Annotated in this window: 16 protein-coding genes; 14 read left to right on the top strand and 2 right to left on the bottom strand. The window is 36.2% G+C overall.

The genetic code is table 11. From position 1 onward, the window contains the following. The first annotated feature begins 2 nt into the window (after positions 1 to 2). A complete protein-coding gene (locus MPH60_RS09345; RefSeq protein WP_241594546.1) occupies positions 3 to 407 on the top strand; it encodes a cytosolic protein in 405 nt (134 codons plus the stop codon). Positions 408 to 742: 335 nt separating this feature from the next. Here MPH60_RS09345 and MPH60_RS09355 read toward each other — a convergent pair whose 3' ends face one another. Then, positions 743 to 1,264 (bottom strand): DUF2179 domain-containing protein, encoded by a 522-nt coding sequence (locus tag MPH60_RS09355; RefSeq protein WP_063233682.1) that lies wholly within the window; start codon positions 1,262 to 1,264, stop codon positions 743 to 745. A 238-nt stretch (positions 1,265 to 1,502) separates the two neighbouring features. On the opposite strand from MPH60_RS09355, the gene MPH60_RS09360 reads away from it, so the two are divergent. From MPH60_RS09360 to MPH60_RS09400, 9 genes are all read left to right on the top strand, one after another. Next, complete coding sequence (locus MPH60_RS09360) at positions 1,503 to 1,853, top strand: n-acetylglutamate synthase (protein WP_405389678.1); 351 nt, start codon at positions 1,503 to 1,505, stop codon at positions 1,851 to 1,853. A 27-nt stretch (positions 1,854 to 1,880) separates the two neighbouring features. Beyond that, a complete protein-coding gene (locus MPH60_RS09365) occupies positions 1,881 to 2,453 on the top strand; it encodes a histidine phosphatase family protein (protein ID WP_241594553.1) in 573 nt (190 codons plus the stop codon). 37 nt (positions 2,454 to 2,490) lie between these two features. Next, positions 2,491 to 3,168, top strand: a complete 678-nt coding sequence (locus tag MPH60_RS09370) for an NAD(P)H-binding protein (RefSeq protein WP_241594544.1) — start codon at positions 2,491 to 2,493, stop codon at positions 3,166 to 3,168. Positions 3,169 to 3,441: 273 nt separating this feature from the next. After that, positions 3,442 to 3,858 (top strand): BlaI/MecI/CopY family transcriptional regulator, encoded by a 417-nt coding sequence (locus MPH60_RS09375; protein ID WP_241594543.1) that lies wholly within the window; start codon positions 3,442 to 3,444, stop codon positions 3,856 to 3,858. Positions 3,859 to 3,938: 80 nt separating this feature from the next. Then, a complete protein-coding gene (locus MPH60_RS09380; protein WP_241615818.1) occupies positions 3,939 to 4,709 on the top strand; it encodes a M56 family metallopeptidase in 771 nt (256 codons plus the stop codon). A 72-nt stretch (positions 4,710 to 4,781) separates the two neighbouring features. After that, on the top strand, positions 4,782 to 5,210 hold the full coding sequence (locus tag MPH60_RS09385) for a DoxX family protein (protein ID WP_241594541.1): 429 nt from the start codon (positions 4,782 to 4,784) through the stop codon (positions 5,208 to 5,210). 271 nt (positions 5,211 to 5,481) lie between these two features. Next, positions 5,482 to 6,090, top strand: coding sequence for a ClpP family protease (locus MPH60_RS09390; protein ID WP_241594540.1), 609 nt, complete (start codon positions 5,482 to 5,484; stop codon positions 6,088 to 6,090). A 1,100-nt stretch (positions 6,091 to 7,190) separates the two neighbouring features. Then, positions 7,191 to 7,616 carry a VOC family protein gene (locus MPH60_RS09395; RefSeq protein WP_241594539.1) on the top strand — a complete coding sequence of 142 codons (426 nt, stop codon included), beginning with the start codon at positions 7,191 to 7,193 and terminating at the stop codon, positions 7,614 to 7,616. Between the two features lie 559 nt (positions 7,617 to 8,175). Next, positions 8,176 to 8,955, top strand: a complete 780-nt coding sequence (locus tag MPH60_RS09400; RefSeq protein ID WP_241594538.1) for a hypothetical protein — start codon at positions 8,176 to 8,178, stop codon at positions 8,953 to 8,955. Between the two features lie 217 nt (positions 8,956 to 9,172). Here the strand turns inward: MPH60_RS09400 and MPH60_RS09405 are convergent, their stop codons facing one another. Beyond that, complete coding sequence (locus MPH60_RS09405; RefSeq protein ID WP_241594537.1) at positions 9,173 to 9,838, bottom strand: 2OG-Fe(II) oxygenase; 666 nt, start codon at positions 9,836 to 9,838, stop codon at positions 9,173 to 9,175. A gap of 477 nt (positions 9,839 to 10,315) precedes the next feature. Here MPH60_RS09405 and MPH60_RS09410 point away from each other — a divergent pair, with 477 nt between their 5' ends. The 4 genes from MPH60_RS09410 to MPH60_RS09425 all read left to right on the top strand — a co-directional run bounded on the left by MPH60_RS09410 (position 10,316) and on the right by MPH60_RS09425 (position 14,449). Next, the gene (locus MPH60_RS09410) at positions 10,316 to 11,491 is read left to right on the top strand and encodes an acyl-CoA dehydrogenase family protein (RefSeq protein ID WP_241594536.1); all 1,176 of its coding nucleotides are present in this window, start codon (positions 10,316 to 10,318) and stop codon (positions 11,489 to 11,491) included. A gap of 208 nt (positions 11,492 to 11,699) precedes the next feature. Continuing rightward, positions 11,700 to 12,854: a betaine/proline/choline family ABC transporter ATP-binding protein gene (locus MPH60_RS09415; protein WP_241594535.1), complete on the top strand. Its 1,155-nt coding sequence runs from the start codon at positions 11,700 to 11,702 to the stop codon at positions 12,852 to 12,854. A 12-nt stretch (positions 12,855 to 12,866) separates the two neighbouring features. Then, positions 12,867 to 13,520, top strand: coding sequence for an ABC transporter permease (locus MPH60_RS09420; protein ID WP_241594534.1), 654 nt, complete (start codon positions 12,867 to 12,869; stop codon positions 13,518 to 13,520). Between the two features lie 11 nt (positions 13,521 to 13,531). After that, complete coding sequence (locus MPH60_RS09425) at positions 13,532 to 14,449, top strand: osmoprotectant ABC transporter substrate-binding protein (protein WP_272492865.1); 918 nt, start codon at positions 13,532 to 13,534, stop codon at positions 14,447 to 14,449. The last annotated feature ends 8 nt before the right edge of the window (positions 14,450 to 14,457 follow it).

The following is a 14,457-nucleotide window of genomic DNA, read 5'->3' on the forward strand; positions in this document are numbered from 1 at the left end:
TTATGAACACATTTATCGTGGGCTTTCATCAAGAAGATAATGTAGACAGCATGCAAGTGCAAAAATTGACGGCGGCTGAGTTTGAAAAAGCAACATCACGCGGTTTTCGCAGACTATTTGAACTGGATACAAATATCGGATATTTTGTATTTTTTGATGCTGAAGATGATGAGGGGGATTTATCTCATCTAGTTTTACAGTATGAAGAAGATAATCAGGATCCAAGTGATTGTTATTCTTTTACTAAAAATGATTTTTATGAGTTCATGGCACTTTATTTACAAGGCATGGATGAGGTGGAAGTGGAAGATGAAGAAGATGATGACAATGAAGAGTATGGACCAATCCATCATCTTGCCCATTTGATGTTTCATATTGTTGAAGAAGGAAAATCCGTTAAGCCTTAACGGCCGATTGATGAGATGAAAGGTACTTGTGAGCTTTGTGACAGGGGAGAGATAGAACTGACTATCCATCATTTAACACCTAGAGAATTAGGTGGCAGCCATTTACCCATTTCCTATCTCTGTAAATCTTGTCACAAACAGATTCACGCACTGTATTCAAACCGAGAGCTGGCCATCCGACTATATAGCGTGCTTTTGTTAAAAGATGATGAAGCATTAAAAAAATACTTAAAGTGGATCAAAAAACAACCGGTAACGAGAGCAGTTAAGATTAGAAAATCAAAAACGAAATAATGCAAAAGCCCATCATAACAAGATGGGCTTTTGCATTTCATTCAGCTTGCTTTATTTTTCAATCGGTCCAATAAAAAACCACCTTTAAAATAACGTGGTTCATATGAAATGATGAAAGCCTTAGGTTCAAACTTTTCAACGGTCGCTATCAATTCTTGTTCCCGATTGCGTTTTGTCAAAATTTCCATCCGATAACGGTTACTATCCCGGCCCTCGCCCGTATAAAGCGTTACACCAAATCCATTGTTCCTCAATGTATCTACCAATTGTTCATTTTTGGTTTGTGTATTTACGGTTACATTAATAAAACCGATGGCAAGTTTTTGCTCAATCTTCGTACCAAAAATTATTCCGATTCCAAAACCGACTGCATATACAACCATGGCGAGTATGCTTTGGTCACCGCCAAATACTAGGGATAATCCAAAAACGTATATTAACATTTCTGCGATACCCAGTATCGAGGCAAGGATGGTAATATTTTTTACTAAGAAAATGGTTCGCAACGTATAAATCGGAACATAAATAAGTTGTAATAGTAGAATCAGAAGTATTTCTTTCAATTGAGCACCTCACCAACATCTTCCAGTTTGATTAGACGTTTCACCTAAGGGATTGTTCATTCCATAAGTAACATCTTCCATAATCTAACCACAACATAATAGGGGAATTCAATGGGGAATATTATGTATTTTTTGTGTCATTTCCATTGACACAGAATTAAAATCCTATAAGATTTTTGAATATTCATTTTTTGATTAATTTGGTATCATTATCCTTATTAATTCATATGGGGGAAAGATGATGATGTTTAATTATGATGGTCGGGTTTTCAAAGCTGTAGTCAATTCTGAAAATGGAGAAGTATCAGGAAATACGTCCTTCCACTATTCACAAGAAGGTTCAATTCTTTCAGCAAGTTATCACGGTGGAGAGATTGTTAAAGGGACTTTAATAGGGCTTGTCAATATGGATGGTTCCTTAGAATTCAGGTATAATCATATCAATGAAAAAGGTGAAATTAGAGGAGGCAGCTGCCTTTCCACTCCTGAAATGTTGCCAGATGGAAGGATACGCTTGCATGAAAAATGGAAATGGTCAGATCTAGAACAGACTGAAGGATACTCCATCATTGAAGAAGTGAAAAAATAATAATTTACATAGAAGGGTTTGAGGACAATTACTACTATCTGTTTAGTGCGGCATGGTCAAACAGATTGGAATGCACAAGGGAAACTGCAGGGGCAGACTGATATTCCTTTAAATGAACTAGGAAGGATACAGGCGGGGCAATGTGGTGAATATTTGTCGAAAGAGGCTTCCTGGGATGTAATTATTTCAAGCCCACTAAAAAGGGCAAGGGAAACGGCAGATATCATTTCGCATCATATTGAAGTCCCGGTTATTGAAAAAATGGAATTCATAGAAAAGAATTTTGGCGTCGCTGAAGGAATGACAGCAGCTGAAAGGGCTTCAGCATTCATTGATAAAGAATATCCTGGTCAGGAGAATCAGGAATCTTTACGAAACAGGCTGATGAATGGACTTCAGGAAATTCAAAGGGAGTATCCTCAGAAGAAAGTTATACTTGTTGCACATGGTGCGGTCATTCATTTTATTTTACGCTTGATGTCAAACGAGTCAATCGTCTCAAATGAAATGCGCTTGTTCAATGCATGTTTGAGTACGATTAGATTTGACGTCGATTCTTGGATAATTGATGATTTCAATCAAGTGAAACATTTATCTTAGTCCTATTCAGTAGCTGATGAAGGAAAGAAGGAAATTCATGACTAATAAGACGGCATTGATTTTAGGCGCTACAGGTGTGGTCGGTACCCAGTTGGTTAAAGAAATAAGCAACAGCAAAATCTATAGCGAAATCCATTTTCTTACTAGGAGGGAAGTGAAATACACGGATCCCAAGTGCATAGGACATGTTGTGGATTTCGATAATTTGTCCCAATATGCCTATTTGTTCAACGTCACCGATGTTTTCATTTGTTTAGGTACAACGATCAAAAAGGCTAAATCGAAGGAAGCTTTTCGTAAAGTTGATTATGACTATGTAATCGAAGCGGCTAAAATGGCGAAGACATCCAATGTTGAAAAACTACTCGTCATTACGGCCATGGGAGCCAATTCCAAATCAAAGTTTTTTTACAGTCGTGTTAAGGGGGATGTGGAAGGAACACTTCAACGCCTGGAAATGAATGCTGTACATATATTCCGCCCTTCCTTACTTCTAGGAGAACGCAAGGAATTCAGGGCAGGTGAAAAGATTTCTGGGCTGCTAAGTACTTTTGTAAAATTTGTTTTTGTAGGCCCTTTACGTCCATATCGTGCAATAGAAGCAAACAAAGTAGCTGCTGCGATGTACGCTACCGCCCAAACGACGGCAAAAGGATATCATTTTTATAATTCTGATGAAATAGAGAAACTTGCACAAAGGGTTACTATTAATTAGGTGAAACGAGCCTGTAAAAGGCCCGTTTCATACAGTAGTCAAACTCGAAGAAAAGCCAGCTTGCCTACTGTTTTTATTTATAAACGTTTCAGTTGATTGGAGCGGGTGTTCGAGAATCCTGTGGGGAAAGCGTGTCCAAGGAAGACCCTGCAGGCTCCCGAACCGCCATACCGAAAGAGAGTGCCTGGTGTGGAAAACAATGTTCAAATCTTCCAGATGAACTTGATTGTAAGAATGATATCCACTACAATTTGTAGTGGGAGGTGGTAAAGGATGAATATTAAAAATTTTAAATATGATGAAGTTGGACTGAATCGTTTCTTTGGTCCATTGGAAGCTAATATCATGGAATATTTATGGGATAAAGATGAACAGAGCATCAAAGCGGTTCAGCAATCATTGGAAGCTGACAAACCTATCAATTTCAACACAGTGATGACCGTCATGAATCGTTTAGTCGAAAAAGGAATTCTTGAAAAGAGGTCTGAAGGAAGGCTCTCATTATTTCGTCCAGTTCAATCCAAAGCGGAGTTTTTAGAAGAGCAGTCAAAGAAACTGACTGAGAATTTGCTCGATGAATTTGGTGGATCAGTCATAAGCCATATGCTGGATGCCATGAAAGACGCTGACCAAGATTTAATTGAAAAATTGGAACAAAAAATTCAATCGTTAAAAAAGGATAAATTATAATGTGGAAGAGGAAGTCTTATTTTGTGATAAGCCTGAGTCTTTTAATTGCCTGTGTAGTATGGTGCCAAATGGGAGCGTTTTTGGTACACATCTTTTTTGGTGTGAATATAAAAGCAAACTTTTTTAAATTTTGCTTTAGTCTATTCAAGGAAGATTCAGTATATTATTTTGCAGTCGTCACCCTGCTCAGTATAATAATTTCCTATAGCTTATTGAGCACCCTATTCAAAATTGCAGAGCAGTATTTCTTATCCAGAAGGTTTAAACAAAAGCTTTTTCTTTCAAAAAATGTTGAAATGACAAGTTTTGTAAATGAAACATTCAACCGGGTCAACAATGATATCTTAGTTGTGAATGCTGACCAGCCTCTTGCTTTTACGCTTGGTTTTTGGCGTCCATTCATTGTGTTCAGTTCGGGTTTAATTAAATTATTGGACTTGGATGAGCTAGAAGCGGTAGTAGAGCATGAAGCCTATCACCAAAAAAAATATCATCCGCTGGTAATCTTTATTTTACAGTTGTTATCAGATGCTTTATGGTTTGTCCCACTGACAAAATGGTGTCATAAAAATTACAAAATAATAAGTGAACTATCAGCCGACGAAAATGCGATAAATAAAATGGGGACTGAATTAGGCATAAGTACTGCTTTGTTGAAGTTAATTAAACATGGTTACACTGATGAATCCTCGCCAGTCCTTGTCCACTTCTCCAATGAATCAGTTAACTATAGGCTTCAGCAATTAATCGATCCCCATAAAAAAATTCCTTTGAAGGCTGAAACTACTACGATTTTTGTTTCTATTTATGTTTTGCTTATACTTTTGGGAATGACTATAGTGATTGTCTGATGACTTTCACTTGATTTTTTTACCACCTTACACTACACTTTGTAGTGTTAAGTAAAAATAAGGAGATGTGACATGAATAAACAAGAGATCGGTACCTTTTTATTAAGAGTTATGTTGGGAATTTCATTTTTGTTACATGGATTGTCAAAATTCCAAGGTGGATTGGAGAACACTTCTGGATGGTTTCAAAGTATAGGCATTCCGGGATTTATGGCCTATGTAGTCGGTGTTATTGAATTATTTGGAGGAATTGCTTTAATTTTAGGTCTTGGAACAAGAATAATATCTGCCCTCCTTGTATTCATCATGGCTGGTGCAATTGTATATGTGAAATTCCCTGCAGGTTTTATGGGGAATGGAGAAGCTTCAGGGTACGAACTGGATCTCGTTCTTATGATTATTGCAATTCATCTAGTTTTAAATGGAAGCCGATTCCTATCGATAGATTCTAAGTTACCTGCCCTTAAAAAAGGACTAGATTCAGAAATGAAAGCAAGTTAATAAGAATAAACAAACAATATCACAATGTTAAGTTTATAGCTCACCAAATTGAAACGAATAGACTAAAGACAAAAAGGACCTAATTGATCAGGTCCTTTTTTGATGGAGCGAATTCTCACTTCACTTATCTATTTTCTGAAAATAATGTACTTTAAAATGATGATGAATGCTGTTGCGAAGATTGTACTTGCTGAATAAATTAATAAATAGATATGATTGTGTATTACCCTTATTCACCTATAACACAGCATATTATTAAGGAGGATTAATAATGAGAAACGTTGAATTCAATAAAGAATATTTGGAGATAATCGGAAGTTTACCTGACTCTCTTGAGGAGTATCAGTTTTACCTTGGACTAAAAGAACGGAAAATTTATTTTAATTATGATGTGGATACAACCATTGTAAATAAAATTGTTTATTGGATTCAAGAATGGAATCGTGAAGATGAAGAATTGAATATTCCAATAGATAAAAGAAAGACAATACAAATTTATATAACATCTGATGGCGGGGATGTAGTGGCAGGTTTTTCTGCCATTGATGCTATTAAATCAAGTAAAACGAAAGTTGAAACCATTGGTGTAGGATCTTGTGTTTCTATGGGTGCGTTACTGTTGATTAGTGGACATTATAGAAAAGCATATCCCAATACAATAATTCTCATACATGATGGAAGTATGTCTGTTCAATCAACTTCTAAGAAGGCTAAAAATACAATGAATTTCTATGATCGTTTAGATAATCGTATTAAGGATTTTATTGTGGGGAATACCAACATCTCAGAAGAATTGTATGATGAAAAGGGAGATGAAGAATGGTACATGTTTGCAAATGACGAAGGTTTGAGTTTAGGAATTGTACATGAAATAATTTAATAGTTATAGTTAATTGGGATGTGAAATTGGTTATAATTCTTTTTTTATATTTAGAAGAAAAACGTTAATTTTTTTCGGTTATATAGTTAAATCTGTGCTACAAAAAATAAATATCTTATTTTTACAAGATTAATCACTTCCTCTTATATCAACATTCTATAGCTATTTTCCATCTTTTTTAGAACGTGAGAATTGAAACGAGATGGGTAACTTATATAATAGTGGGATACAAACTTAGTCTGAGATCATTAGTCAACCAGGTGCAAATTAGTATGATTCTAAGCTACAAAAGATCAATGCCCAGACAAACTTTCAAAAAAATTGGAATGAAAAGAACTGATAGTCCGGAATATAAGACTGACTACTCAGTATTTAAGTAAACTATGAACGCTAAAATAAAGTAAACGTCAAGTAGCCCCAAAATATACTACATAAGTGGTGTATTTCGGGACTACTTTTTGTTCGCTTCATTTTTTTATTGGTACTCTACATATGGAAGGCAAAGTGCAGGAGAGAAAATTTACCATGTACAGGGCGGGGAATTTTAAGACGAATCGGCTGCGGATGTAAAAAAGATTTGATTAGTCTATGCAAATCCATCAGGTTCCTTTTTTAGTTAAGTACGGCTAAAAGAGGAACACTGAAGGATTTTTCTATTAGTCTATAGCAAAGAGATTCAAGAAATTCCGTAATTGGGTGTCATGAACTTTAGGTTTGATAAGGACCGTGGTTTCTCCTGCTTCTATAGCTTTTATGAATAACAAACAAAAAATAGATTTTTTAATGCAAAAGCATCTGTTGGTGTTTAATCGAAGAAAATTCCATGGTGAATGGTTCAGTGTTTTGTAACAATGTGGTCATGAACAATACAAACACTTTAAGCTAGTGGGATAATCATTTAATATTTTATTTAAACTAGTCTGTCACATGAAAAATTGTTAGTATTCAAGTGATTTTTGTTGACGAACACATGTTCCTTGTTATAAAATGCAATCATGGGTAATAATGGTATAGTGTTATTTCCATTGAACAGTTCAAAAGGAATCTTGGAAATCTAAGTTATGCTTTGTAAAAACTATAGCAAAAGGAGCAAATTAATTATGACCATGCGATTATCTCCATATTTAATGATGAACGGAAATGCGAAGGAAGCGATCCAATTTTACGAGCAAGCATTGGATGCAGAAGTCCTTTTTAATCAATCTTTTGGAGAAATGCCAGAAAATCCGGAATTTCCTCTGCCAGAAGAAGCAAAAAATCTTGTGGCACACGCAATGTTAAGGGTTGGGGAAACGGATCTCATGTTTTCAGATACGTTTCCAGGTCAACCCAGTCACTCTGGAGATCAAGTCACGATCTGTATTTCAATAAACGAGATTGAAAAATCAAAAAGGATTTTTGAAACTTTGTCTCAAGGCGGAGAAGTGAAAATGCCGCTGCAGGAAGCTTTTTTCAGCCCTGCATATGGAATTGTCACAGACAAATTCGGTGTAACCTTTCAAGTGTATACAGAGGGTCAACAATAATATCCAGTTAATGAATAGCAGCTGCTTTGGCGACTTAGTTGCAACTGTAATAAAAAAACCCGATTTCTCAATTTTATATCACTGAGAGATTGGTTTTTTTTAGTAGATCAACGTGTTGCTTGCGGTACTCCTTATGGAATTATAGGTATGATACCTATCGCTTTTGCTTTTCCTATGCTGTCTAAGTTCATTCCGCCGCTTCAGAAAGATTCCAAAATAACCCTTGCTGGGTAATCTTCACACTTTCCCTGACCATGGATTCAAATTGAGTTTATATGGCTCTTGATAACCGAACTCCACCATTGAAATCATGAGTTACGCATTAACCGTTAATGTTCTGGTCCCACCACTTTTCACTTTGATACCTTATCGTTATCTCTCTGTGATATTCGTCATATATTCTTCATCTGTTTGTTCTTTGTTTAGAAAATGGCTATGCTATCATTTAAAACACTGGCATATAAATTAGCCGTTATTGTTTGCAAAATATATTCCTTTTAATAGGCTAATATCAATCGTAGTAATATTACATTGAGTAATAAGGGGAAGGGGTAACAACTTGAACACAGATCAAGCTTTCGACCTGTTAAAGGATGCAGGAGTAACAGAAAGCAGCAGTATACAAACTGTTAGACGCTGGCTTCGTGAAGGTAAGATTAAATATGAGGGAGGAAACGGGATTAGAAAAACCGGATACATAATGGATGACACAGATCAAGCATTTGAAATGTTAAAAGATGCAGGAATAACAGAAAGTAACAGCATACAAATTGTTAGGCGCTGGCTTCGTGAAGGTAAAATTAAAAATGCGGGAAACGGAAAGAGGAACACTGGATACATAAGCAATGAAACGGCTTCAAAGCTGGCTATAAATGATTTTATAGATCAAAATAAGGACGAGATCATACATCGATTAAAATTGAAAATACAAACTCAAGATAAGCATATAGAAGGAATCGAAGAACTTCATGAAACTGCAAAAAGAATATTGATTCAGCAAAGGGATATGTTCAAAAAGGAAGTGGCCATACTAAAGAATGAGAAAAGTGAATTACAAAATGAAACAAAGGATTTATTAAAAGAAAATATTGAATTACGTAATGAATTGATAAAATTAAAAGAAAACATCAGAAATAATGATAATATTGACTCCACTGCTCCATCTAATGATTATAGTGAAAAATTAGGGCTTTCTAAAATGGCGAGCAATAAAGAAGTGTTAGCAGAATATAAAGGGTTATTAAAAATAACTCATCCTGACCATAATGGCAACGCGAAGGTATTTCATTACATTAAAACTGATTACGATAATTTTAGAAAGAGCAACAAAGGTAAATGAGGGTGTTTAAATAAAAACAGAGTATTATCAAATAAAGCTTAATGAGAAAATAGGGCAAAAGCATGTTTTGAAACGAATCGATTGTTTAGGATCAAGAGCGCTATAAAGTTTAAAGGAACATTATTATTTTGATTCCATTCGTTTGGCCATTTTTAATAAACGATTCCAAATGAACAAATAGGTGCCTTGGTTCATTTGGCACCTAAAAATGAGGCACTTATAGTCCAGCGTTTACATTATCAATCTGCGGACTATTTTTTTGTCTCCTCATCCATTGTGTCGCAACCCATTTTTCACCAGTGATAACTGGCGCTCCACTGTGTAAAGTTAGTTCGTTTAGGTTTTTATCGTTATAGAAATATTCGAAATATACTGCCATTCCTTTTCGCGGAGACACTGAAAAATTCAGTTTAGGAAAAACGGTTTCCCCTCCATGTTCCACATCATTTAAATACATGATGATTGTGCTAATTCTATTATTTTTTGCTGCCTGACTTGTAGATGAAAAAAAATCAAAATGAGCTTTATACTCTTGACCAGGAGTATATTTAAGTATTTGAATACCATCTCCATGTTCAATGGGGATACTCATGATGGATGATATTCTTTTTTCAATTTTAGTTATGATGTCATATTCTTTTTCTTGAAAAAACATGCTACTGCTTGTTCTTATTTCATTTACCTCGTGTTTTACTCCAATTTTGGAACGGTGCATTTTGTCTTTTGACAAGCTAATAAGTTCGTCACATTCATCGTCACTTAAAACATTTCCTAAAACTACAATCAGAGGTTCTTCTAATCTAGTAATTACGTTAATTTCTCGATCTTCTGTTATTATTTTATTTCCAATATGATTAAAGATGGTTTGTTCTTTAACTGTCAACCTTCATCGACTCCCAAAAGAATGAATTTTCCGAACAATCAGTTTCTCTTTTTGTTGTAAGCGTTTTCTCTCTTGATTATACCATAAACGTTGCTATATAACTGTTTCTTATTGTGCTAACATCCATATTGAGTTAATTAAAACGAACATTTTGTCGAGAAAATGGGAAAAGTGAGTTTTACAAAAGAAGGGCGTATTAATCTAATCCAATTAATATTTCAAAAATAACCTCGGTAGAATATATGATAAACCCATACTCAAAGCAGTTAAGTAATACATCATTAAAATGGTAAAAAATAGATTTTTTAAAGGGAAATCGATACTTTTGTTGAACATGAATATTGTGGAACTTTTTTTTGATGATTTGTTATTGTTATCGTTTACATTGAGGCGTTAAACATATTTTCACGGGAGTGATTATAAGTTATTTTCACATTGATGTATTTAATAAAACCATTAGCGGATGGAGGTTAACCCATGGTTAGCACGCTGACAATCAATAAAGATGATTACTGTTCCTTCCTAACGGAAGAACACTTATTATTTAAACAATCAGTTCGTGAATTCCTCGCCAATGAGGCTGTCCCCTTTTATGATCAATGGGAAAAAGAGGGGGGGATACCTTGCTCGTTTTGGAAAAAGATTGGAGATAATGGATTTTTATGTCCGGGGCTTGATGTGGAATTCGGTGGGTTAGGAGCAGATTTTGGATATTCAGTTGTGTTGGCAGAAGAATTGGAAATGGTTGGTTCAGCCTTAGGCGGAATATCCATTCATTCAGATGTTGTAGCCCCTTATATAGCTTCATTCGGAACAATAGATCAAAAACAAAAGTATTTATCAAAGTTCATTACAGGAGAAATGATTTCCGCCTTTGCATTCACAGAGCCCGGAATAGGTTCTGAAATAGCGAATATTCAAACCACAGCCATCAAGAAAGAGGGGTATTATATAGTCAATGGAGCTAAAACGTTTGTCACAAATGGCTTTAAAGCTGACATCATGATAGTAGCATGTAAAACTGATCTTAATGCTGGCACTTCCGAGGACGGAATCAGTTTACTGCTCATTGATAAAGATACACCAGGGTTTTCACGAGGAAGAAAGCTGGGTAATGCAGGACTGGGAAATTCAGACACAGCCGAGCTATTTTTCGATGATGCTTTAGTACCTATTGGCAACCTCCTTGGTGAGGAGGGGAAGGGTCTTTCATATATCATTCAAAAACTGCAACAAGAAAAACTAATGTGTGCAATTGGGTCTTTAATCGCAGCGAAAGACATGCTTCACTTAACGATGAATTTTATAAAAGGACAAAAAGCATTTGACAAGAAAATAAGTAAATTTAAAACTGCACAGTTTACCATTGCTGAAATTGCGACCGATATTCAACTGGGAAGGACGTTTGTTGATGGGTTGATCTGTAAACATATGACTGGGGAGAATATCATAACTGAAGTATCAATGGCTAAATATTGGATAACAGAGATGTCTAAGCGAATATCTGAAAAGTGCATGCAGTTACACGATGGATACGGATATATGGAAGATAAAAATATTACCCGGCGTCACCGGGACATTCCTTTGTCAAGATTCTTTACAGGGACAGATGAAACGGTAAAAATTCTGATTGCTAAAAATATCGGCTTTTAATTCATTATTAATACTTTAAATCAAGCAACTTCCTCATTTTAAATGAGGAAGTTTTTTTATACCTTTTTTTCAATATAATTACATATGACTAGTTTTTTAAATAAAAAGGTTTAAACAGCTTATCTAATGGGTACAAGAGACTGTGCATATGAAAAATTAATATATTTGTAAAATTTGTAATTGTATGCGAATGATGGAGGTGCTTTTAATGTTAAAAATCGAAAATGTATCGAAAATCTATAAGGGAGGAAAGAAAGCTGTAAAGAATATATCTTTGGATATAAAAAAAGGGGAGTTCATTTGCTTCATTGGTCCAAGTGGATGTGGTAAAACAACGACAATGAAAATGATTAACCGCCTTATCGAACCATCTGAAGGCAAGATATTTATTAATGGTGAAAATATCATGGATAAAGATCCAGTCGAATTAAGAAGACAGATTGGGTACGTTATCCAGCAAATCGGACTTTTCCCTCACATGACGATTCTTGAAAATATCACCCTCGTGCCAAAACTTCTTAAATGGGATGAACAGAAGAAAAAGGAACGCGCACTGGAATTGCTTAAGCTTGTCGATATGGGACCCGAATACCTGGAAAGGTATCCTTACGAATTGAGCGGCGGGCAGCAACAAAGGATAGGCGTTCTCAGAGCACTTGCTTCCAATCCTCCACTCATTTTGATGGATGAACCTTTTGGTGCATTAGATCCAATCACCCGCGATGCCCTTCAGGAGGAATTTAAAAATTTGCAGCGCACACTTGATAAAACAATCGTTTTTGTTACCCATGATATGGATGAAGCCATTAAGCTAGCGGACCGGATCGTCATCTTAAAGGCTGGTGAAATCGTCCAAGTGGGAACTCCGGATGAAATTCTCAGAAACCCAGCCAATGAGTTCGTGGAAGAATTCATCGGCAAAGATCGATTGCTCCAAACAAGACCAAATGTTGAGTTGGTCGAACAAATCATGAGTCGAAATCCAATATCCATTACAGAAGAAAAATCCCTTACCGAAGCTATTACGATAATGCGGGAGAAAAGGGTCGATTCTTTACTTGTGGTTGATGAGCAAAATGTTTTAAAAGGCTTCGTAGATGTTGAAACGATCAGTGAGTATCGAAAAAAAGCTAAATTTATCAATGAAGTCATCAATACTGAAGTCTATTCAGTCAAACAGGATACTTTAATCCGTGATTCTGTTCAGAAGATTTTAAAGCGAGGGTTCAAATATGTGCCGGTGGTTGACCAGAATAAACATTTGGTCGGAATTGTCACTAGGGCAACATTGGTCGACATCGTATATGACAGCATATGGGGAGAGGAAGAAAATCAAATGGCAGAAATGGCAGAAATGTTTTAGGAGGTGAATCAGATGGAAGCTTTGCTCAATTTTTTACAAACGAACTGGCAAGAATTGATTTATAAGGCATGGGAGCACTTATATATATCCATGATCGCTGTTTTCCTCGGAATAATAGTTGCCGTGCCACTAGGAATTATGTTGACCCGGATGAAAAGGAGCGCTTCACTAATAATTGGAATGGCAAACATCATGCAGACACTGCCAAGCCTTGCAGTCCTGGCCTTTTTCATTCCTTTCCTCGGCGTTGGGAAAACACCCGCAATCATTGCGTTATTTTTCTACTCTGTTTTACCCATACTCAGGAATACATACACAGGAATTAAAGGCGTGAATAAAAATCTGCTGGAATCCGGCCGCGGCATAGGGATGACAAGCTGGGAGAGGATTCGTCTGGTAGAATTCCCGCTGGCACTTTCAGTCATTATGGCTGGTATCCGTACGGCTTCCGTCTATTTGATCGGGTGGGCCACTTTGGCTTCCTTTATTGGAGGCGGAGGACTTGGAGATTACATTTTTATCGGTTTGAATTTATACCAAACAGAATATATCATCGCAGGTGCAGTTCCGGTAATCATCATGGCTATCCTAGTGGATTATGTATTCTCGATCATTGAACGAAAAGTCGTTCCAAAAGGATTGAAAGGTATGAAGGAAGTTGCTTGAGGAGGATTACCATGTATAAAAAAATGAGACGTACAATTTTACTGGCCCTTTTAGTTTGTTCATTAATGATCACCGGCTGTTCTTTGCCTGGTTTAGGGTCATCTTCTGAATCTACTGTAAAGATCGGTGCCCAAAGCATGACCGAATCCGAAATCCTTGCGAACATGATTGCTCAACTCCTTGAAAGGAATACGGAACTTGATACGAAAATCATCAAAAATCTAGGTTCCAATTTCGTTCAGCAAAAAGCGATGGAGACCGGTGATATAGACATAGCCGCAACTCGATATACAGGTACGGATTTAACGAGTGTCCTGGGACAGGAAATTGAAAAGGATCCAGTAAAGGCGATGGAAATTGTTCAAAGGGAATTCAAAAAACAATATGGGTTCAAATTTTTTGATTCCTATGGGTTCGATAACACGTATGCCTTTACGATTTCAAATGAATTGGCTGAGGAAAAAGGGTATCAGAAAATATCTGATTTGGAAAAGGATGCAGATCATTTAAGGCTAGGTGTAGATAGTGCTTGGCTGAAAAGAAAAGGGGATGGTTATAGAGGGTTCGTCGATACATATGGATTGGAATTTGGAGAAACTTATCCGATGCAGATTGGCCTGGTATATGATGCAGTCAAAAATGGACAGATGGATATTGTTCTTGCATACTCATCAGATGGACGGATTAAGGTGAATGATTTGAAGCTTTTAGACGACGATAAACAATATTTCCCACCATATGACTGTTCACCGGTCGTTACCGAAGAATTATTGAAACGATATCCTGAGATTGAGGATGAACTTAATAAGTTAATTGGCGAAATCACTACTGAAACCATGCAGGAACTGAACTATGAAGTTGATGGGAACTTGAAGGAGCCATCGGTCGTAGCTTCAGAATTCCTTAAAGCACATAATTATTTTGAATAAATGGGAGG

The organism is Peribacillus sp. Aquil_B1 (genome assembly GCF_022603275.1).
Lineage (GTDB): Bacteria > Bacillota > Bacilli > Bacillales > DSM-1321 > Peribacillus.

Coding starts and splice junctions, on each gene's coding strand:
- MPH60_RS09345 (WP_241594546.1), top strand. CDS start 3: ATGAACACATTTATCGTGGGCTTTCATCAAGAAGATAATGTAGACAGC.
- MPH60_RS09360 (WP_405389678.1), top strand. CDS start 1,503: ATGATGATGTTTAATTATGATGGTCGGGTTTTCAAAGCTGTAGTCAAT.
- MPH60_RS09370 (WP_241594544.1), top strand. CDS start 2,491: ATGACTAATAAGACGGCATTGATTTTAGGCGCTACAGGTGTGGTCGGT.
- MPH60_RS09375 (WP_241594543.1), top strand. CDS start 3,442: ATGAATATTAAAAATTTTAAATATGATGAAGTTGGACTGAATCGTTTC.
- MPH60_RS09385 (WP_241594541.1), top strand. CDS start 4,782: ATGAATAAACAAGAGATCGGTACCTTTTTATTAAGAGTTATGTTGGGA.
- MPH60_RS09390 (WP_241594540.1), top strand. CDS start 5,482: ATGAGAAACGTTGAATTCAATAAAGAATATTTGGAGATAATCGGAAGT.
- MPH60_RS09395 (WP_241594539.1), top strand. CDS start 7,191: ATGACCATGCGATTATCTCCATATTTAATGATGAACGGAAATGCGAAG.
- MPH60_RS09410 (WP_241594536.1), top strand. CDS start 10,316: ATGGTTAGCACGCTGACAATCAATAAAGATGATTACTGTTCCTTCCTA.
- MPH60_RS09415 (WP_241594535.1), top strand. CDS start 11,700: ATGTTAAAAATCGAAAATGTATCGAAAATCTATAAGGGAGGAAAGAAA.
- MPH60_RS09420 (WP_241594534.1), top strand. CDS start 12,867: ATGGAAGCTTTGCTCAATTTTTTACAAACGAACTGGCAAGAATTGATT.
- MPH60_RS09425 (WP_272492865.1), top strand. CDS start 13,532: ATGTATAAAAAAATGAGACGTACAATTTTACTGGCCCTTTTAGTTTGT.